This is a genomic window from Veillonella sp. 20925_1_51, assembly GCF_041431445.1.
Classification (GTDB): Bacteria; Bacillota; Negativicutes; order Veillonellales; family Veillonellaceae; genus Veillonella; species Veillonella nakazawae.
Genome location: NZ_JAPVXT010000001.1, coordinates 159,776 through 179,814, shown reverse-complemented (window position 1 = coordinate 179,814; position 20,039 = coordinate 159,776). Strand labels below are relative to the sequence as shown.

Genomic DNA, 20,039 nt, shown 5'->3' with positions numbered 1-20,039 from the left:
CTATTACTATGAGAACACTATTATTAATGCGTGGTGCTCCTGCTAGTGGTAAGTCTCAGTGGATTCGTGACAACAATCTTGAGGCTTACACCTTAGAAGCCGATCATTTCCGTATGCTATTACGCAGCCCTTCCCTTGGTGAAAATGGCTGGTATATTTCACAAGAGGATAATGGTCCGGCTTGGGAGCTCCTACTAGATTGCTTAGAGAAACGAATGGGTAATGGCGACTTTGTCGTTTTAGATGCTACTCACACTACATCTAAAGCTGTTAATACATATAAAGAATTGCTTAACAAATATAAATATACTGTATATTACTACGAACCAGATACATCATTAGAAGAATGTTTAGCTCGTAATGCTACACGAACGGATTACAAACGCGTACCGGAGCAAGTTATACACCGCATGCACAAGATGATTAAAACAACTACATTACCAAAGTTTTGTAGAAAAATAAATTCTATCGATGAAATCAACAATTACTTTACTGTAAATTTAACGAATCGATATGAACGAGTACGTATCATCGGTGATATTCACGGTTGTTACACAGCATTACAACAAGCTATCACTCCATGGGATGAAAAAACACTTTATATCTTTTGTGGTGACTATTTAGAACGCGGTATTGAAAATAAAGAAATGATGTACGAAATGATGCGTCTTAGTACATTGCCTAATACGATTATGTTAGAAGGTAATCACGAACGACATATCGCAAACTTTGCATTCAATACAAATTTAGATCGTTCTAAACGCTTTATGAAAGAAGTAGTAGCACCTATCATAAAAGATATGACAAAAAAAGAAATTGATTCTCTTCAGCGAGAGTTACGTCTCTTCTATAAATCACTTCGTCAATGCTATCCATTTAACTTTCATGGCAAGAAATATTTAGTCTCCCATGGTGGTCTCTCCTATGTACCTAACATGACCTTTATAGCAACCTCTACCTTTATTAATGGATTCGGGGCTTACGAAACAGATATTGCTAAAATATATGATACAAATTATGAAAAAGGAATGTGTCAGGACTTTATTCAAATTCATGGTCATCGCGGTGTTCCGGATGGTAAATATTCCTTCTGCTTAGAAGGAGAAGTAGAATTTGGTGGAGAGCTTAAATACATTGATATTACTGCAGATACTTTTACTAAAAATGGTATAAAAAATGATATCTACGATAAAGATTATATGCGTCATGAATATCAAAATATGACGCAGCATGTCATATTTACACAAAATGAAGATATAAATATCATAGGTAATTCTAAATTAGTAAAAGTAAAAAAATGCTCCCCTAACCTATATTCCTTGAACTTTACCTCACGTGTATTCCACAAACGTTTATGGAATGAAAGCACAGTACAAGCTCGAGGATTATTTGTGGATCGCATAACAGGAGATGTGAAACTACGTAGTTATAATAAATTCTTTAATCTCAACGAACGACCTGAAACCGAGCTAAATAATTTAGCTGACACTCTCTCCTTTCCTGTAGAAATTCGAACTAAAGAAAATGGATACCTCGCTATTCTTGGTGTCATTAATGATGAATTAGTCTTTGCTTCTAAATCTACTACAGAAGGTATGCACGTAGATTTGTTTAAAAATTTATTCAAAAAATTACCTACAAGCTTACAAGAAGAAATCAAAGAGTTATTAAAACATAATAGCTGTTCCATGATGTTCGAAGTCATCAGCCAAGAAGATACACATATTATAAAATATGACCAAGATCATCTTTATGTACTTGATATGATTCAAAATACGTTAGATGTAAATGGCAAGCATATTGATGTATCGTTCTCTAGGGAGAGGTTAGCAGAACTAGACTCCATCCTTAAGAAATATGATACACAGTTGATATCTATTGTAAAAACAACTCAACAAGTTAATACTATGGACGAACTGACAAACATCATAAATAAAGAACTCAATTCACATCATGAGTCTGAAGGCTTTGTATTAGTCGATAGCAATGGCTTTATGACAAAATTTAAAGGACCTTATTACAATACTTGGAAGAACCGTCGAAATCGGATTCTAGAACCATATCAACAAAATGGTAAAATTCCTTATGAAAACTGTAAAAACGAAGATGATAGAAAATTTGCAGATTTCTTGAGTACACTAGAATATGATGTAGTTTGTAAATCCACCTTATTAAATATAAAAGAAATGATGGCAAATAAGGGTTTACTATAATAAAATAATCATATCTTTTCTAGAAATATCCTGTAATAAAGCCAAAAGAGGTTGCAACAGAATGTGATTTAATCGCATTCTAGTTACAACCTCTTTTTCTATTATATTTATTTTACACTAAATACTAAAACTCCATTACACCAGTAGTTGTAATTCTAATTTCTGGAATTACTGTTAATGCAAGAAAGCTCAGATTGATAAATGGATCTAGTCCCTTAGGTACACCCATGCCGTAGGCAATGTCTTTCATTTTAGCTACTTTAGCATCTACTTCCTCATGTGGTCGATTTGTAATTAACCCCATTACTTCAAGGGCTAATTCTTCTACTACTTTACCTTCACTTGTAATGACATAGCCCCCACCAATTTCACGAATACGTTCAATGGCCACTATCATATCTGCATCATTATCGCCTACAACGATTAAGTTATGGGAATCATGTGCAAAGGATGTTGCAATGGCACCATTTTTAAGATTAAAACCTTTCAGAATACCTACACCATTTCTGCCTGATGCTTTATAACGCTCAATGCAAGTAATTTTATTATACTCTGCATTTGGTTTAAATAGCCCGTTTTCTACAGGAACGTCTTCAACCGTTTTTTGAGTAACGATTTGGCCTGGCACAATATTAATAATAGCTTGAGGTCCGTCTACATTAATGTCCAGTTTCTCTTTTGTAAAAGCCCCTATATTAATAGTGTGTAATAATTCCCTAGGAACTTCTTTCTCTCTCCTAACAAGAACTCGTTCAATAGGTTTTCCCTTATAGAACACTTCATGTATTGATACGTTCTTAGCATCATCGAGAACTACAAGATTTGCCTTATAGCTTGGGGCAATAGCACCTAAGTCTTTCAAATGGTAGCAAAGCGCCGTATTAGTAGAAGCCATTTTATAAGCTTTCACAGGGTCTAAACCAAGTTCAATAGATCTGCGAATATTATAACTGATATGACCTTCAGAACGGATATCCTCAATGTGTTTATCATCTGTACAGAAACCATAGTATTCTGTATTAGCTTTGTTATGAACAATACCTTGTACAATAGCCTCTAAATTATGAGCCGCACTACCTTCGCGAATCCATACGTAGATACCATTTCTAACTTGCTCTTTAGCCTCTTCGTAGGAAATACATTCGTGGTTTGTAGTAATACCGGCTAGACGATAGCTTGCCAATTGCTTTGGTGAAAGCCCAATAATATGACCATCCATAATCATATCTTTAAAGTAATCTAATTTTTTTACCATGTATGGATCTCTATCAATAACACTAAAAGAGTCCATAACCTCCCCTAAGCCTAAAATGTGTGGATTACTTTGCAGTTTATGTAACATATCACCATCTAAAATAGCGCCATTGTCCTCACCAGGTACAGCAGGCACACAGGATGGAGCCATAACATACACATCACCTTGAGCAGAAGCCGTTTCATTAATCATGTATTCAATGCCCGCAATACCTGCTACATTACCGGCTTCATGAGGGTCGACCACAAAGCCTAATGTGCCTACTTGAGATGCTTCAAACACCAACTCTTTTGGATTCACCAAAGTAGACTCTAAATGGAGATGGCTGTCGATAAAGCCGGGCACAATATATTTACCACTATAGTCATATTCAGTTTCACCGCTATAGGTACCTACACCGATAATCGTATCATCGTGAATGGCAATATCGGCCACATCCCACTCTTCGGTAAAGACATTTAAAACAGAGGCCCCTTTTAGCACAACAAGAGCTTTCTCAAGGCCTTGAGCCTCTCTAGATACTTTTGTATTAAACGTTATCATATAAGGAACCTCCTACATAAAGATCTCTTTCAAAATAAAAATAAGTGCTAGGAAATACATAACAACAGAAATATCACGATATTTACCAATAAGGACTTTAATTAATACGTAACTAACAAGTCCCCATTCAATACCAATACCAATAGAGTAAGCAAATGGCATCATAATGATTGTCAAGAATGCTGGCAGTCCTTCCGAAATATCCCCAAAGTTAATATCCTTCACTGAGGACATCATAAATAATCCCACTACAATCAATACAGGAGCGGTAGCCGCCACAGGAATTACCATAAGCAATGGTGCCAAGAATAAAGATGCAATAAATAAACCGGCAATAGTTAGGGCCGTTAAACCTGTACGACCACCTTCTGCGATGCCTGCTGCAGACTCTACGGCCACAATGTGTGGAGATGTGCCTACCGCACTGCCTACAATCGTACCTATAGCAGCCACTTTCATACAAGAACTTTGAACAGCCATTTGTTGATCTTGTGGTACCTCCGCTTGATTTGTTAATCCAATCAATACACCTACTACATTAAATAGATTTACAAATAAGAATGTAAATACAACGAACAACATGTCCACCGATAGTATTTCACTCATATCATAGTGGAACCAAATTGGCTCTAAAGATGGTGGCATGGAAAATACTGTAGCTGGTAATTTAGTGATACCACAGAAGAAGCCTACTATAGCAGCTATAATAACGGCGAGGAAGATACCACCTTTAACATTTCGACCTGTAAATACAGCTATTAAAATCACTCCTAAAATAGCTACTAAGCTAGATGGTGATTGTAAATCCCCTATACTTATAAGCGTTGCAGGATTACTTACCACTAGACCTGCACTACTTAAGCCAATAAGAGCAATAAATAGACCAATACCTGCTGTTACGGCTAGTTTAATGGTATGCGGTATAGCATTAAATAAATATTCTTTTAGTGGAGTCACTGCAATGAGCAGAAATACTAATCCCGCTACAAGCTGCGCCGTCAAAGCAAAAGCAAAACTATGCCCCATTTGAACTACAATGGTGTACGCAAAAAATGCATTAATCCCCATCCCAGATAAACCAGCAAAAGGCATATTACTATAGAGCGCTAATAATAATGTCATGATAATGGCGCTCACAGCAGTTGCCGTAAATACAGCACCTACGTCCATTCCAGCAGCCCCTAAAATGGCTGGATTAACGGCTAATACATAGGATACACATAAAAATGTAGTAGCCCCAGCAAATAATTCTCTCGATACAGATGATTCACGTTCAGTAATTTTAAATAACTTGTCTAATGTACTACGTTGCACTTGTGCTGACATAAAAAATCCTCCTCTCATACTTATGTGAATAATCTCTCCTTACTAATATATTTCCACATAAATGTATAAATCTCCTGTTAATGTACTAAATATTAGACATAAAATAGAATATAGATTGTATGTATAGATTAAAATGTTAGTACAAATAAAAAGACCAACTTATGATATACATAAATTGGTCCTTCATTATGATGTAACTGTCTATTTTAAAGATACTACCAGTTAAAACTATTTATTTTTAACTGGTAGTATCTCATATATAGCATATTATTTTGTTATTTTGAAATTATATCAATGTCATACATAGGTAGTAATATAGATTCTGAACCTAAAAGTACGAAAAACATATTAGAAAATTATTTACTAAGTTTCTCTAAGAATGATGTTCCAATGTCCCATTGTTTCAGACCAAAGTTTTCTAATATAGTTTCCCCAATATCAGCAAAGCTTTTTCTATCACCAAGGTCTATGGGGCCATCAATACGTGGACTATAACCAAGAATAGGTACTAATTCACGAGTATGATCTGTTCCCTTCCAAGTTGGATCGTTACCATGGTCTGCAGTGATGAGTAGTAAATCGTCATCATTCAGTAATTGCAATAAGCCGCCTAGCTGGTAATCAAAGTCCTCAATAGCCCGTTTGTATCCATCTACATTCCTGCGATGACCATATAAGCTATCAAATTCAACAAGATTAACCATCATTAGACCACGCTCAAAAGAGGAACCAAGTAAATATGGAACCATATTCATGCCATGGGAATTAGTCTTTGTTGGATAGCTTTCATCCCATCCTACATGGGCATAAATATCGCCAATTTTACCAACTGCTACTGTTGGCACACCAGCATCTTGTAACTCTTGTTGTACCATCTTTTTCTCTGGCATACGACTATAATCATGGCGATTTGAGGTACGTACAAAACTGCCAAATTCACCTACGAATGGACGTGCGATGATACGGCCCACATAATAATCGCCAATACAAACCTTATCACGGGTAACTTGACATATTCGATATAGTTCCTCTAGAGGAATCACATCTTCATGGGCGGCAATTTGGAATACAGAATCTGCCGAAGTATAGATAATAGGCTTTCCGGTTTTAATATGTTCAGCCCCTAAACGTTCAATAATTTCTGTACCGGATGCAACTTCATTACCTAAATATCCATAGCCAGTTTCCTTTGTGAAAGTGTCCATTAATTCTTTAGGAAAACCTTCGTAAAAGGTTGGGAATGGAACGGTAACGGGATGCCCCATCATCTCCCAATGACCACTAGTCGTATCTTTACCAGTACTGAGCTCAGCCATGCGGCCAAAGGCACCTTTAATGCTTTCACCAGTATCAGAAATATCAGCAATGCGACCTAAGCCAAGAGATTTTAAATTAGGACAATGAATCTGGCCTGCCACCGATTCAATATGGCCCAAAGTATTAGAACCTTCATCACCAAATTTTGCAGCATCAGCAGCGTGACCGATACCAACTGAGTCCATAACTAATAGGATAATTCGTTTAAACATATATCCTCCTATTACGTACTATTATTTGAGGTACGGCATTGCAAGCATAAGGGCTGCCAAAGATTTACTATCCTTAATTTGCTCACCCTTAATAGCCTCTAATAATTCAGGCAAAGTAAAATACTCAAGCTCTACATATTCGTCGGGATCCCAATTAGTTTCACCCATAGTAAGGCCTTTCGCTAAATATAAATGTAGCACTTCATTACAGAAACCAGGACTTGTTGCAATAGTACCTAATGGAATCCACTCGTTAGCACGATATCCTGTCTCCTCTGCTAACTCACGTTTAGCACAAGTTAGAGGCTCTTCATTAGGATCGAGTTTACCTGCTGGAATTTCAAGCAAAGGCTGTTGCAAGGCATAACGGAACTGACGCTCCATTACAATTTTATTATCTTCTGTAACAACTACAATCGCTGTTGCACCAGGATGATGAACCACCTCTCGCCACGCTTCATTACCATTAACATCAGCTATATCATAAGTGACTTTAATTAGTTTACCATCAAACTTCATCTCGCTAGATTTTTGTATTTCTTTGCTAATTGCCATATATAATTCCTCGTATATAAAATGATTGTTACCTTATAAAACCTACTCTTCATTATAGCACAAATTATGTGCACAAAAATAAGGTTCCAATAGTCATAACTAGACACGATACTCTAGACCAAAAGGTCTCCAAAATCATTTTTTCTGGTTATTTAATCGATGGATTGCTGCTAGTGTCTAACCTTATGAATCGATTATAAACTATAACTATTAAATTATACTAGATTCTATACTCATCTCTATCAAGCTATTTATATTATAAGATTGCTGTTATAATCTAAGTCTTTCTGTTCTACATGTTGGTAATATCTTTCACCTGATGATGTAATTACAATACATGCATCCTAGTGAATCGATAATGAATTTAAAAAATTTTATTAGAAAAAGCCGCCCAACTTTAGTTGAGCGGCTTTCACCATTCTATTTAGAATTGTATGTTGTTTACATAGCACCAGTGCTACCAATACCACCTGTACGAATGCCTGTAGCATCGTCATCGTTAGTGATAAGGTATTTTGAGAAGATGCCTTGCGCTACACGTTCACCTTTTTCAAGGGAAACTGTTTCTTTACCATAATTGAGTAAAGCGATCATGATATGACCTTCGTTGTCCTCATTATTATAGTAATCGCTGTCGATTATGCCTGTGCTATTTACAAGTGCTAGATGGCGTTTAATGGCCATGCTAGAACGAATGTGAATGGCAAGGTATTCATCGTATGCCATGAAAGCTTTAATACCTGTTGGCACTAATACTACTTGACCTGGTTCTAAAGTAACAGCTTCAGCGCATTCAATATCATAGCCTGCGCTTTCTGTTGTTTTACGTGTCGGTAAATTGATATCTTGTTCTTCAAAAGCAGAAACTACTTCAAAGCCACGAATATCCATGTAACACCTCTTATTTTAAACAATCTTTACGGGACAAGTTGATACGGCCTTGTTTATCGATTTCGATAACTTTTACCATAATCTCATCGCCTACATTTACTACGTCTTCTACATTTTCAACGCGTTCTTTCGCAAGTTTGGAAATATGTACAAGACCTTCTTTACCTGGTAATACTTCTACGAAAGCACCGAATGCCATCAAACGAGTTACTTTACCAAGGTATACTTCGCCTACTTCAACTTCTTTAGTAAGGTTTTCAATGATTTGTTGTGCTTTAGCAGCACCTTCTTGATCTACAGAAGCGATGAATACTGTACCATCATCTTCGATGTCGATTTTTGCACCTGTTTCATCGATGATACCACGAATTACTTTACCGCCAGAACCAATTACATCGCGAATCTTATCTGGATCAATTTTCATTGTAATAATACGTGGAGCATATTCAGACATTTGTTGACGTGGTTCAGCAATTGTATCAAGCATGATACCCATGATATGCATACGGCCTTTATGAGCTTGTTCTAATGCTTCATGAAGGATTTCACGAGACAAACCGGAAATCTTGATATCCATTTGAATAGCAGTTACACCTTTTGCTGTACCAGCCACTTTAAAGTCCATGTCGCCAAGAGCATCTTCCATGCCTTGGATATCAGTTAAGATTGTATAGTGTTCGCCTTGAGTTACGAGACCCATAGCGATACCAGCTACAGGAGCTTTAATAGGTACACCAGCATCCATCAAGGATAATGTGGAACCACATACAGATGCCATGGAGCTAGAACCATTGGATTCCAATACTTCAGATACTAAGCGCAATGCATATGGGAATTCTTCTTCACTAGGAATAACAGGTACCAATGCACGTTCAGCCAACGCACCATGACCAATTTCACGGCGACCAGGACCACGGGAGGAACGAGTTTCACCTACGGAGAAGGATGGGAAATTATAGTGGTGAATGTAACGTTTTTCTGTTTCTAAACCAATGCCATCAATTGTTTGAGTTTCAGACAATGGGGCTACAGTAGCAACGTTCAATACTTGAGTTTGACCACGAGTAAATAAGCCAGAACCATGTGTACGAGGTAATACACCTGTACGGCAAGAGATTGGACGAACTTCATCAAGTTTACGGCCATCTGGACGGATTTTTTCAACTGTAATCATATGACGCACGATTTCTTTTGTCATTGCGTCAAATGCTTTATTTACATCCGCCAAGTTATCTGGGTAGATTTCTTCAAAGTGAGCTAATACATCGGCACGTACTTCGCTTTCTTGCGCATCACGTTGTTGTTTATCTGCACAACGAACTGCTGCATCAAGTTTATCATGACCATAGGCACGAACTGCATCCGCAATTTCAGAAGGTACGTCTTTGCTTTCAAATACGCGTTTTTCTTTGCCTACTTTAGCTTTCATATCTTCTTGGAAAGCTACGATTTTTTTGATTTCTTCATGAGCTGCCATGATGACTTCAAGAATAGTTTCTTCTGGAACCTCTTGAGCACCACCTTCAACCATGAGGATAGCATCTTTTGTACCAGCTACAACAATGTTAAGATCTGTTGCTTCTAATTGTTCTTTTGTTGGGTTTACAACAAATTCACCGTTGATACGACCCATGCGAACGCCTGCAATAGGACCATTCCAAGGAATATCAGAAATAGATAAAGCAGCGGAAGCGCCAATCATACCACAGATTGCTGGATCACAATCTTGATCAACGGACATAACTGTTGCTACTACGTGTACTTCATTACGTACACCTTTATCAAATAATGGACGAATAGGACGGTCAATCAAACGGCTATTCAAAATCGCAGATTCAGGTGGACGTGCTTCACGTTTAATGAAGCCACCTGGTAAACGACCAACAGCGTACATTTTTTCTTCATAGTCTACTGTAAGTGGGAAGAAGTCGATATCCTTCGCCTCTTTAGAACCTGTAGCGGTAACGAGTACACGAGTATCACCGTAACCAACCATTACGGCACCGCCAGCTTGTTTTGCAAGTTCCCCAGTCTCGATCGTAAGCGTACGACCAGCTAGGTCCATTTGGAATTGTTCCATTCCTATTCCTCCTAAAAATCTTCTTATATGTATACCTTCTTATTATATATCATCTATTTAAATTAAGCTATTTTTTCACTTCATATGATATACTTTAATTGTTGCTAACTCCTATTCTGGCAACAGAAAGGAGGTGTTGTCGTGATTGAATATCTCTTTTCCCTTATAATCTCTATCATAGGTGGTGTAACTTGCCATTACATCATCAAGTGGCTAGATAGTAGATTTAGATAGCAACTAGCACAATAAAAAAGGACAGAGTTGCCGCTCTGTCCTTTTTTTGTGTTGCCACAATTGAATATCGGCATTCGTTTCCCTTTGCCTAACGTTATTATAACATAGAGAAATAAAATAAAAAAGCCGTCCTATAGGACGGCTAGTTTTATTATTTACGAAGACCAAGACGTTCGATAAGGGAACGGTAACGTTCGATATCTTTACGACGAAGGTAGTCAAGCATGTTACGGCGTTGACCAACTAATTTCAACAAACCACGACGGGAATGATGGTCTTTTTTGTGTTCTTTCAAGTGATCTGTTAAGTATTGGATGCGGCTTGTTAAAATCGCAACTTGTACTTCTGGAGAACCAGTGTCACCTTCATGAGTAGCGTATTCTTTAATTACTGCTAATTTAGCTTCTGTAGTTAACATTAATGTTACCTCCTAAAAAAATAAATAATCTCGATAAGCTTAAGTAACCGTTGGAGATTCGAATACTTCGCTTACGATATGTCTTACGACCTTATTTAGTATACAGTATCTACCTTATCTTGTAAAGAATAAATACAGTAAATAAACAAAAGAGGGCTTATGCCCTCTTCTATTATTTTGCACCAAGCACCATACGGTCGCTCAATGCATTTTCTCCAGCTACTTCAAATTTTTGTAATAAATCAGCAACTGTTAATTTTTTCTTTTCTTCCCCTTTTACATCATAGATAATGCGACCAGCATCCATCATGATGAGGCGATTACCGAAGCGCAATGCATCACGCATATTATGGGTAATCATAAGAGTTGTTAAGTTATGTTCTGCCACGAGTTTATCTGTTAATTGCAAAACATTTTCTGCCGTCTTAGGGTCAAGAGCCGCCGTATGTTCGTCAAGTAATAAAAGTTCAGGACGAAGCATAGTAGCCATCAACAATGTAATGGATTGGCGTTGACCACCAGATAACAAGCCCATACGAGCAGATAAGCGGTCTTCAAGCCCTAAACCTAATAGTGCAAGGCGTTCTTTGAAGAATGCTTGTTCGCTATCTTTGAAAGCCCATTTAAGACCTAAGTTTTTACCACGTCGCATAGCAAGGATCAAATTTTCCTCAATTTGCATGTTACCTGCCGTACCAACCATAGGGTCTTGGAATACACGGCCAATGTATTTAGCACGTTTGTATTCCGGCATTTTAGTAACATCAATATCATTAATTGTGATAGAACCTTCATCTACCGGGAATACACCAGCGATGGAGTTTAGCAACGTACTTTTACCAGCACCATTACCACCAATTACAGTACAGAAATCGCCTTCTTCTAAACGAAGATCAATACCTTGAAGAGCAGTTTTTTCATTGATTGTGCCCTTAAAGAAGGTTTTTACCATATTTTTTACTTCTAACATAGTGTCCTCCTCAACGAGCCAACCATTTTGCTTTCAATGTAGGCAAGGAAAGCGCGATGGCAACAAGAATAGCAGTGAATAATTTCAAATCGTTTGGTGGCATACCCATATAGAGTACAGCCGCAATAACGATACGATATACGATAGAACCAAGTACTACAGCGATGAGGCTACGTACAAAGGATTTTGTACCAAATACTACCTCACCGATAATTACGGAAGCCAAACCGATTACGATGGTACCAATACCCATACCTACGTCGGCAAAGCCTTGGAATTGGCCAATCAATGCACCAGACATACCAACAAAACCGTTGGAAATCAAAAGACCTAAAACGATCATGTTGTCTGTGTTTACGCCTTGGGCGCGAATCATTTGAGGGTTAACACCTGTTGCACGTAATGCTGTACCAATTTCAGTACCGAAGAACCAGAATAGTAATAAGCAAACTACAACAGCTACGATGATACCTACGATAGCTGCAGACCACATATTTGCTGTATGAAGTACACTACCGATAATTGTATAAATTGTATCCATACGAAGCAAAGATACGTTAGCTTTACCCATAATATGAAGATTAATGGAATATAAAGCAATCATTGTTAAGATACCAGCTAGCAACGCAGGGATCTTCAATTTAGTATGAATCCAACCTGTTACAGCACCTGCAGCCATACCGCCAATGCCGGCAATCAAGATAGATAGGATTGGGTTCATACCACTTGTAATTAAAATTGCAGAAATGGCTGCCCCCATTGGAAACGTACCTTCTACAGTTAAGTCAGCCACATCTAATACACGGAAGGTGATGAAAACACCAACCGCTAACAAAGACCATAAAAGGCCAGTTGTTATGGTGCCTACCACTAAATCTAACATCAAAATCTCCTCTATTATTTCATATCTTTACGAAGTGCTTCAGGAATTGTAATACCTAATTTTTTAGCACGTTCTTCATTCACAGTTAACTTAATATCTTTTTGTGTTTCAATAGCTAAATCAGAGATTTTAGCTTCACCAGAAAGCACTTTTGCCGCCATTAAACCAGTTTGATAACCTAATTTATAGTAGTCAACAGAATATGTTGCCACACCACCAGTCATTGTCATACCTTCATCGGCAGCAAATACTGGAATTTTAGCAGCATCAGTAATTTGAGCTAAGTTAGCCATAGCAGATGCTAATACATTATCAGTTGGTGTATAAATAGCTTGTACATCTTGGTTCACAAGATTTGTAGCCGCTTGTTGGATATCATTTACGTTAGATACAGTTGCTTCTACAACAGTGATACCTTTAGTAGCTGCATAGGCTTTCATTTTTTCAACTTGAAGTTGGGAATTGATTTCAGAAGATGTGTAAATAGCACCAATACGTTTTACATTTGGTACTAACGCAATAATAAGATCAACCTCTTTTTCTACAGGTGTCATATCAGATGTCCCAGAAACATTACCACCTGGATGTTCGTTAGATTGAACAAGTTTTGCTGTAACGTAATCTGTAATAGCAGTACCCATGATAGGAATATCATGAGATGCGTTTGCCATAGTTTGTGCAGCTGGCGTTGCAATGGCTAATACTAAATCCTTTTTATCAGATACAAAACGTTGAGCAATACTATTTAAATTAGATTGGTCAGCTTGAGCATTTTGTTGGTCTAATTTGATGTTTTCCCCATCTTTATAACCTTTAGATGCAAGGCCATCAACAAAGCCTTTATTCGCGGCATCAAGAGATGGATGTTCTACCAATTGAATAACGCCGATTTTCTTTTGATCATTAGTTGCTGTGTTGGAACCGCAACCAGCTACCATAGCCATAATAGAGATAGCACTAAGTGCTACTGCAATACCTTTTTTCCAGTTCATATGTAACTCCTTACCAGTTCTGTATTAAATCATAGTTGCTTTGTTCATCAACTCTTCTGGTAATGTGATGCCCAATTTTTGTAATTTATCTTTACTTACAACTAATTTAAATTCTTTTTGCATTTCAATAGGCATATCTTCAACTTTAGCTTCACCAGTTAAAATTTTAGCTGCCATTAAACCTGTTTGGTATCCAAGTTTGTAGTAATCTACGGACAAGGACATTACAGCACCACCTTTTACGTGGTTATCTTCGCCGCCAAATACAGGAATTTTTGCTGGGTCGGTAATCGCTACAAGATTGCTCATCGCAGAAGCTACTACATTATCTGTTGGCACATAAATTGCATCTACATGTTGAGAAACAAGATTTTGTGCTGCTTGTTGAATATCGTTTACGTTAGAAACGGTAACCTCTTCAACCTTAACACCTTTTGTAGCTGCATAAGCTTTCATTTTTTCAACTTGAATTTGAGAATTTACTTCACTAGAACTATAAATAGTACCGATAGTTTTTGCGTTCGGCAATACTTGTAAAATTAAATCAACTTGTTGTTCTACTGGGTTCATATCAGATGTACCAGATACATTACCACCTGGTTTTTCATTAGATTTAACAAGTTTTGCTGCTTCGTAATCAGTAATAGCAGTACCCAAGATTGGAATATCATGAGTTGCATTCGCCATAGATTGAGCTGCCGGTGTAGCAATGGCTAAAATTAAGTTTTTACGATCAGATACAAAGCGCTGTGCAATGCTATTCAAATTAGATTGATCAGCTTGTGCATTTTGTTGGTCAAAGGCGGTTTTATCAGCTAAGCCTTTCTCTTTTAGGGCATCAACAAAACCTTTGTTTGCAGCATCAAGTGCAGGATGTTCAACCAGTTGTACTACACCAACCTTGTATTCACCATTGGATGTTGTTCCATTTGAGCCACAGCCTGTAAATGCCATCAATGCTGCCGCCGTGAGCGCTAGGGCAATACCTTTTTTTAAGTTCATGGGGATTTCCTTCCTATCTGCAATGACTATAATACATCTATTATAAACAAATTTCTTTACTACATCAATGTAGCAGATTAAAGTATTTTACATTTGTCCATTTATAGGACACATAAAAATGTGAAATCCTCTTATTTTTCAAGAGATGCTAACATGTCTTCTGTTAAATCATTAGCTGCTAAAATATAGTCTTTAAGAGTCCCTTTATCAAGAGCTACCTTCATAACGGGCACTTCAAATGGATCGAGGATGACACACATTAAAATTTCACCCGTTACATAATAACCAACTATAGCCTCCCCTTCTTCAGGATCTAAAGTTTCACGCTTTACCGTTACACAGTAAGGCTTCATTACCTGTGTTGCAGCTTCTGCTACTTCTTCACGATTAGCAATATATTCTTTAGCCTTTGTTTCAGGAATATCAAAAATATCGACTTTTACAGTCTTAACCTCTGTTGCCTCTCCCTTCGCTGCCTCTATGGCTGCGCCTAAATCTGTTTGATTCATATATACCTCACATAGAATGGACTTTCACCATTGGTGAAAGCCCCATAATTTTAGATTGATTCATCAGCTGCATTTAAGAATGCCACATAGCATTGTTTAGCCTCGTAAATATCCGCCTTGGATGTAACCTCCCATGGAGCATGCATACTAAGCACAGCCACACCACAGTCGATAACATTCATACCGTATAAGGCCATGATATAAGCAATGGTACCACCACCGCCGAGATCAACCTTGCCAAGCTCTGCAGTTTGATATGTTACATTGTTAGATTCCATAACACGACGAATAAAGCCCATATATTCAGCATTGGCATCATTAGAACCAGCTTTACCACGAGAGCCTGTAAATTTATTAAATACAACCCCCATACCTAAGTAAGATGCATTTTTCTTTTCGAATGCAGATGCATATAAAGGATCATAGCCAGCGCTAACATCAGAGGATAACATACGAGAATTTTCCAAGGTCCGTCGTACACTTACAGAATTAGGTTTACCCATAAGTGTGAGAACTTCTGCTACTGCATTTTCAAAGAAACGAGATTGCATACCAGTGGCGCCTACAGAACCGATTTCTTCTTTATCTACAAGCAAGCAACAAGTAGTACGTTTAACATTGTCTACTTCAAGCATAGCTACTAAGGATGTATACGCACATACGCGATCATCTTGTCCATAGGCCATAACCATGGAGCGGTCAAAGCCCATATCACGAGCCTTGCCTGCTGGTACGATTTCGAGTTCCGCAGATAATAAATCACGTTCTACAAAGCCATATTCTTTTTCAAGAAGGTTGTTAATAAATTTAGTAACCCCTTCTTTTTCTTCATCTTTTACAGGACGACTGCCTATGAGTAAATCAAGGGCTTCCCCTTCAATTACCTTAGCTGCATTCTTTTGCATTTGCTCTTGTCCCAAATGCGGTAACAAGTCTGTAATGCAGAATACAGGATCATTTTCGTTATCCCCAATATTGATGTTGATACGAGTACCATCTGTTTTTACTACAACGCCATGAATAGCAAGAGGCATCGCAACCCAATGGTATTTTTTAATGCCTCCATAGTAATGAGTATCCCAAAATACAAGATTGCTATCTTCATATTGTGGGTTTTGTTTTACATCGATACGTGGAGAGTCAATATGAGCACCTAAGATATTCATACCCAATTCAATATCATCAGTACCAATATTAAATAAAGCAATGGATTTATCCATATGTGTGTAATAAAGCTTGTCTCCTGCTTTAATTGGCGTATTGGATTTAATAATATCTTTTAAATTTACATATCCTTTTGCTTCTGCAAATTCAACGGCCTGTACAACACATTCACGTTCTGTTTTACCATTATCTAAAAATTGACGATATGTATCACTTAAGGCATATACCTTTTCCATAGTGGCATCGTCGTAATTATGCCATGCATATTTGCGTTCCATAATCTATCCTTTCTAAATGCTCACAAGCTAATAATTAAGAAACTATAGATGTGAACAGGAATTAATAAAATTATTTTTGGCGGTCCTTTTCAAGTTCCGCCCGGCGAAATTCCAAATATTTTCGCTCTTTCTCTCGATTAATTTCAGACTTCTGAGTATATAGAGAACGAATTTCGTCCGTACAATGCGTTAATACCTTTGTAACGTAGAATTTAGTACTACCGGACTTAATCGTATATTTTCCAACTTTAAGTTGCACTGCAAAATCGCCATGTTTAGGACAAACGCCTATAGCGAGATGCTTATCACCTTGCAATCGTTCTGGTCGCATCATTTCCAAGCGGGTCTGACAATACGGGCAGAATGATAATCGAACCCTTCTATCATGAACAATGCGCTTCTTTTCAGGAAAGTTCTCATACATAAAGAACGTTAAAATTGGTGGATATAAGAAAGGATTACTACTTTCCTTTCGAATTAGATCATAATGTAAAATACCTTGTTGTATATCTAGCTTTTGACATATATGAGCCGTAAATACAGCATCATGTAATGCATTATGAGCAGATAAATGCTCCGTAGATATATTTAGGTCCTCCATGGCATGAGCCACAGAATACTGTTGACTCGTACCATATCGCTGATAAGCATAAATCATCTGTGCATCTACCCATTGATCATAAGATAAAGCTTTCATCCTATGAAGCATTAGATTTTCACGCAATATGAGAATGTCATCAGACCCCCAAGATAACAACATATACTCATCACCACACCAGTTTTGAAAGTGCTGCATAGCCGTCTTAAAGGGCACACCATGATCGAGTTCTCGTGATGTAATACCTGTCAATTCACGGACATGTTTATGCATCCGTGGCAGGTATTGTGGTTTGATGAACATTGTAAAATGATCTACAATGTCCATCTTTTCATTCAGTTTTACCGCTCCGATTTGAATGATTTCCCCTGTTAGTGGCATTTTTGTGCGCTTCATAAAGCTAATGTCATTGCTATAGGGTTGATTCCACTCTAAATCAAATACAATATAGTTCATATGTTTATTTTGATTCTGAAAGCAACGTTTCCACTGCTTTAATGACCTGTTCTTCAGAAATTACGGACAAACCTTTGTAATTTCCTTCTTTAATAATCTTCTTCATGCTTTTACCAACCTCATAGGAGTCCATCGTTTCAAGAACGATAGCATGAGCTTGGTACGGACCATAAAAGAATGGGTTTGATGGACCGTAAAGCGCCACAATTGGCACCTTTTGGCTGATGGCCACATGCATAGGACCAGAGTCATTTGTAATCAATAGATTACAGCGGCTCATTGCCGCCGCCAACGGTCCTAACTGGAATTTTCCGGTAGCCACAATCGGTTTCGTTTCCATTTGTTCTACTACAGGTTGCACCATTTCGAGATCCATAGGGCCGCCAAAGAATACTGTTTTATACCCTAAATGACCCAAATAATCAGCTACATGGGCAAATCGTTCAGCAGGCCAGCGTTTCTCAGGAACAGCACTACCAATATTAAAACCGATGAGCGTATCACTATCTGTTAAACCATGACTAGCATAGAACTCCTGAGCCTCACGGCGCCAGGCCTCACAAGTTTCAATATGTAAACCAGAGTTAGAAATATCCGTTACACCTAATTGTTCTAGTACATTGATGTACATATCTGCAGCGTGGCGAGTTTTACGGTCTAGACGGGTATACTTTGTCATAAACGGTCTAAATAAAAAATGACTCATACCAGTCGTAATGGGCGCATGAATCTTCCAGGCTAAATAGGAAGTACGTTCATTAGGATGTAAATTGATAACGATATCAGGTTTATCCTTTGCATTAATCTCTCGAGCTATCTCATTGAGCCCAGAAATACTATTATGACGCCCCTTTTTATCTACAACGATAAGTTCATCAATATTTGGATTATATTGCATCACTTGTTGCAGTTTTTCATCTATTACATATGTAATATGACTATGTGGAGCCGCTTTACGTAGCACCTCTAAGAATGGAGTCGTTAAAATAACATCACCTAAGTGCATGAGAAAGGTGACCACAATGCGTTTATAATCAAGTTCCATTATAGTTCCTTTCCAATTACTTGCTCATATACAGACCACACAGCATCTACAGGAATTTGAGCCATACAATCAGGATCATCTACTAATGGCTGTTCAGGTGTAGCCTTTGATGTAGGTGAAATAATAAGATGTACATGACTCCCTCCATATGGACCAGTTCGTTTTGGAGATGTGGTTCCAAATAATGCAATCAAAGGCCGCTTCAGAGCATTAGCAATATGCAAAGGGCCCGTATCAGCACTGATGAAAATTTCACAGTGTCGAATCAACTCAATTAGCTCTGGCATGGATGTAGATCCCACTAGGTTAATGAGATTCTTATTTTTCACATAGTTTTCTATGAAAGCTCCTTTTTCTGCATCATCTGGAGCACCAGCAATAACTACTTTTTTACCTGATTCACATAAGCGGATACATAGCTCACCAAAGTTAAGAAGTGGCCATTCCTTAACAATCCAGCGAGCACCTGGTACAACTACTACATATTCATCTTCTACACCATGAGATTGTAACTTATGCTTAACGGACTTCTCCGCCTCCACATAAGCAGGCATAGGAAACTCTACGCCTTCTACATCGCCTCCAAGAGCACGTACGGTATCGAGGTATCGTTCGATAACATGATCGTATTTATGTTCACCAACAAGTGCTTTATTAACTAAATTACTGCCTTCACGAAGTTCCCAGTAGCCATATTTTTCAGGCGCACCAGATAATAATGATACAATGGCGCTCTTTGCAATACATTGAAGGTCTAAAGTCATATCAAAATGACGGCTATGTAAATCCTTACGTAACTGCCATAAATAAGCAGGCTTTTTAAGTTGTTTCTTGTCGATAATGATTACATCATCTACCCATGGTTTACCAGGTAGGAGACTCTCAAATTGTTCATGAATAGCCCATGTAATATGCGCATTAGGCCAATTTTTACGCACTGCATACAAGGTAGGCAATGCATGAATTACATCACCTAAAGAACTCATCTTAATGATGAGTATATTCTTGTAATCTTTCATATAGCCTCCCAAAATACAACACCACAACTAAAAAGCCTCATAACACCGTTGAATCTGATTTACTCTAAAGTAAGCGTAA

Annotated in this window: 17 protein-coding genes; 1 reads left to right on the top strand and 16 read right to left on the bottom strand. The window is 37.8% G+C overall.

Translation table 11 applies throughout. The annotated features are described in order from the left end of the window. Positions 1-8 precede the first annotated feature (8 nt). Positions 9-2,213, top strand: coding sequence for an RNA ligase (locus O3607_RS00815; protein WP_371443192.1), 2,205 nt, complete (start codon positions 9-11; stop codon positions 2,211-2,213). 124 nt (positions 2,214-2,337) lie between these two features. Here the strand turns inward: O3607_RS00815 and ade are convergent, their stop codons facing one another. From ade to O3607_RS00735, 16 genes are all read right to left on the bottom strand, one after another. Continuing rightward, positions 2,338-4,011, bottom strand: coding sequence for an adenine deaminase (gene ade, locus O3607_RS00810; protein ID WP_371443191.1), 1,674 nt, complete (start codon positions 4,009-4,011; stop codon positions 2,338-2,340). 12 nt (positions 4,012-4,023) lie between these two features. Beyond that, positions 4,024-5,337: an NCS2 family permease gene (locus O3607_RS00805; RefSeq protein ID WP_349224313.1), complete on the bottom strand. Its 1,314-nt coding sequence runs from the start codon at positions 5,335-5,337 to the stop codon at positions 4,024-4,026. 356 nt (positions 5,338-5,693) lie between these two features. Next, positions 5,694-6,866 (bottom strand): phosphopentomutase, encoded by a 1,173-nt coding sequence (locus O3607_RS00800; protein ID WP_024066379.1) that lies wholly within the window; start codon positions 6,864-6,866, stop codon positions 5,694-5,696. Positions 6,867-6,887: 21 nt separating this feature from the next. Then, on the bottom strand, positions 6,888-7,421 hold the full coding sequence (locus O3607_RS00795) for an NUDIX hydrolase (RefSeq protein ID WP_024066378.1): 534 nt from the start codon (positions 7,419-7,421) through the stop codon (positions 6,888-6,890). A 441-nt stretch (positions 7,422-7,862) separates the two neighbouring features. After that, the gene (gene dut, locus O3607_RS00790; RefSeq protein WP_024066377.1) at positions 7,863-8,312 is read right to left on the bottom strand and encodes a dUTP diphosphatase; all 450 of its coding nucleotides are present in this window, start codon (positions 8,310-8,312) and stop codon (positions 7,863-7,865) included. 10 nt (positions 8,313-8,322) lie between these two features. Next, a complete protein-coding gene (locus O3607_RS00785; protein ID WP_129822953.1) occupies positions 8,323-10,392 on the bottom strand; it encodes a polyribonucleotide nucleotidyltransferase in 2,070 nt (689 codons plus the stop codon). A gap of 385 nt (positions 10,393-10,777) precedes the next feature. Beyond that, the gene (rpsO, locus tag O3607_RS00780) at positions 10,778-11,044 is read right to left on the bottom strand and encodes a 30S ribosomal protein S15 (protein WP_005386879.1); all 267 of its coding nucleotides are present in this window, start codon (positions 11,042-11,044) and stop codon (positions 10,778-10,780) included. Positions 11,045-11,216: 172 nt separating this feature from the next. Then, a complete protein-coding gene (locus O3607_RS00775) occupies positions 11,217-12,014 on the bottom strand; it encodes an ABC transporter ATP-binding protein (RefSeq protein WP_024066235.1) in 798 nt (265 codons plus the stop codon). Between the two features lie 10 nt (positions 12,015-12,024). Next, positions 12,025-12,897, bottom strand: coding sequence for an ABC transporter permease (locus tag O3607_RS00770; protein ID WP_024066234.1), 873 nt, complete (start codon positions 12,895-12,897; stop codon positions 12,025-12,027). 14 nt (positions 12,898-12,911) lie between these two features. Beyond that, positions 12,912-13,889 carry an ABC transporter substrate-binding protein gene (locus O3607_RS00765; RefSeq protein ID WP_119206686.1) on the bottom strand — a complete coding sequence of 326 codons (978 nt, stop codon included), beginning with the start codon at positions 13,887-13,889 and terminating at the stop codon, positions 12,912-12,914. Positions 13,890-13,913: 24 nt separating this feature from the next. Then, positions 13,914-14,891 carry an ABC transporter substrate-binding protein gene (locus O3607_RS00760; RefSeq protein ID WP_274205082.1) on the bottom strand — a complete coding sequence of 326 codons (978 nt, stop codon included), beginning with the start codon at positions 14,889-14,891 and terminating at the stop codon, positions 13,914-13,916. Positions 14,892-15,022: 131 nt separating this feature from the next. Next, positions 15,023-15,400 (bottom strand): hypothetical protein, encoded by a 378-nt coding sequence (locus O3607_RS00755; protein ID WP_349224312.1) that lies wholly within the window; start codon positions 15,398-15,400, stop codon positions 15,023-15,025. A gap of 50 nt (positions 15,401-15,450) precedes the next feature. Continuing rightward, positions 15,451-16,842: an aminopeptidase gene (locus O3607_RS00750; protein ID WP_024066230.1), complete on the bottom strand. Its 1,392-nt coding sequence runs from the start codon at positions 16,840-16,842 to the stop codon at positions 15,451-15,453. 70 nt (positions 16,843-16,912) lie between these two features. Further along, positions 16,913-17,896, bottom strand: coding sequence for a 3'-5' exonuclease (locus O3607_RS00745; protein ID WP_349224311.1), 984 nt, complete (start codon positions 17,894-17,896; stop codon positions 16,913-16,915). A gap of 4 nt (positions 17,897-17,900) precedes the next feature. Then, positions 17,901-18,941, bottom strand: coding sequence for a glycosyltransferase family 9 protein (locus tag O3607_RS00740; RefSeq protein WP_371443190.1), 1,041 nt, complete (start codon positions 18,939-18,941; stop codon positions 17,901-17,903). Next, entirely contained in the window at positions 18,941-19,960 is a 1,020-nt protein-coding gene (locus O3607_RS00735; protein ID WP_024066227.1) for a glycosyltransferase family 9 protein, read from the bottom strand. Before O3607_RS00735 ends, O3607_RS00740 begins: the two co-directional genes overlap by 1 nt. Between the last annotated feature and the right edge of the window lie 79 nt (positions 19,961-20,039).

Excerpts from the sequence above, each read along its gene's own strand:
- O3607_RS00815 (WP_371443192.1), top strand. The coding sequence starts at position 9 with ATGAGAACACTATTATTAATGCGTGGTGCTCCTGCTAGTGGTAAGTCT.
- ade (WP_371443191.1), bottom strand. The coding sequence starts at position 4,011 with ATGATAACGTTTAATACAAAAGTATCTAGAGAGGCTCAAGGCCTTGAG.
- O3607_RS00805 (WP_349224313.1), bottom strand. The coding sequence starts at position 5,337 with ATGTCAGCACAAGTGCAACGTAGTACATTAGACAAGTTATTTAAAATT.
- O3607_RS00800 (WP_024066379.1), bottom strand. The coding sequence starts at position 6,866 with ATGTTTAAACGAATTATCCTATTAGTTATGGACTCAGTTGGTATCGGT.
- O3607_RS00795 (WP_024066378.1), bottom strand. The coding sequence starts at position 7,421 with ATGGCAATTAGCAAAGAAATACAAAAATCTAGCGAGATGAAGTTTGAT.
- dut (WP_024066377.1), bottom strand. The coding sequence starts at position 8,312 with ATGGATATTCGTGGCTTTGAAGTAGTTTCTGCTTTTGAAGAACAAGAT.
- O3607_RS00785 (WP_129822953.1), bottom strand. The coding sequence starts at position 10,392 with ATGGAACAATTCCAAATGGACCTAGCTGGTCGTACGCTTACGATCGAG.
- rpsO (WP_005386879.1), bottom strand. The coding sequence starts at position 11,044 with ATGTTAACTACAGAAGCTAAATTAGCAGTAATTAAAGAATACGCTACT.
- O3607_RS00775 (WP_024066235.1), bottom strand. The coding sequence starts at position 12,014 with ATGTTAGAAGTAAAAAATATGGTAAAAACCTTCTTTAAGGGCACAATC.
- O3607_RS00770 (WP_024066234.1), bottom strand. The coding sequence starts at position 12,897 with ATGTTAGATTTAGTGGTAGGCACCATAACAACTGGCCTTTTATGGTCT.
- O3607_RS00765 (WP_119206686.1), bottom strand. The coding sequence starts at position 13,889 with ATGAACTGGAAAAAAGGTATTGCAGTAGCACTTAGTGCTATCTCTATT.
- O3607_RS00760 (WP_274205082.1), bottom strand. The coding sequence starts at position 14,891 with ATGAACTTAAAAAAAGGTATTGCCCTAGCGCTCACGGCGGCAGCATTG.
- O3607_RS00755 (WP_349224312.1), bottom strand. The coding sequence starts at position 15,400 with ATGAATCAAACAGATTTAGGCGCAGCCATAGAGGCAGCGAAGGGAGAG.
- O3607_RS00750 (WP_024066230.1), bottom strand. The coding sequence starts at position 16,842 with ATGGAACGCAAATATGCATGGCATAATTACGACGATGCCACTATGGAA.
- O3607_RS00745 (WP_349224311.1), bottom strand. The coding sequence starts at position 17,896 with ATGAACTATATTGTATTTGATTTAGAGTGGAATCAACCCTATAGCAAT.
- O3607_RS00740 (WP_371443190.1), bottom strand. The coding sequence starts at position 18,941 with ATGGAACTTGATTATAAACGCATTGTGGTCACCTTTCTCATGCACTTA.
- O3607_RS00735 (WP_024066227.1), bottom strand. The coding sequence starts at position 19,960 with ATGAAAGATTACAAGAATATACTCATCATTAAGATGAGTTCTTTAGGT.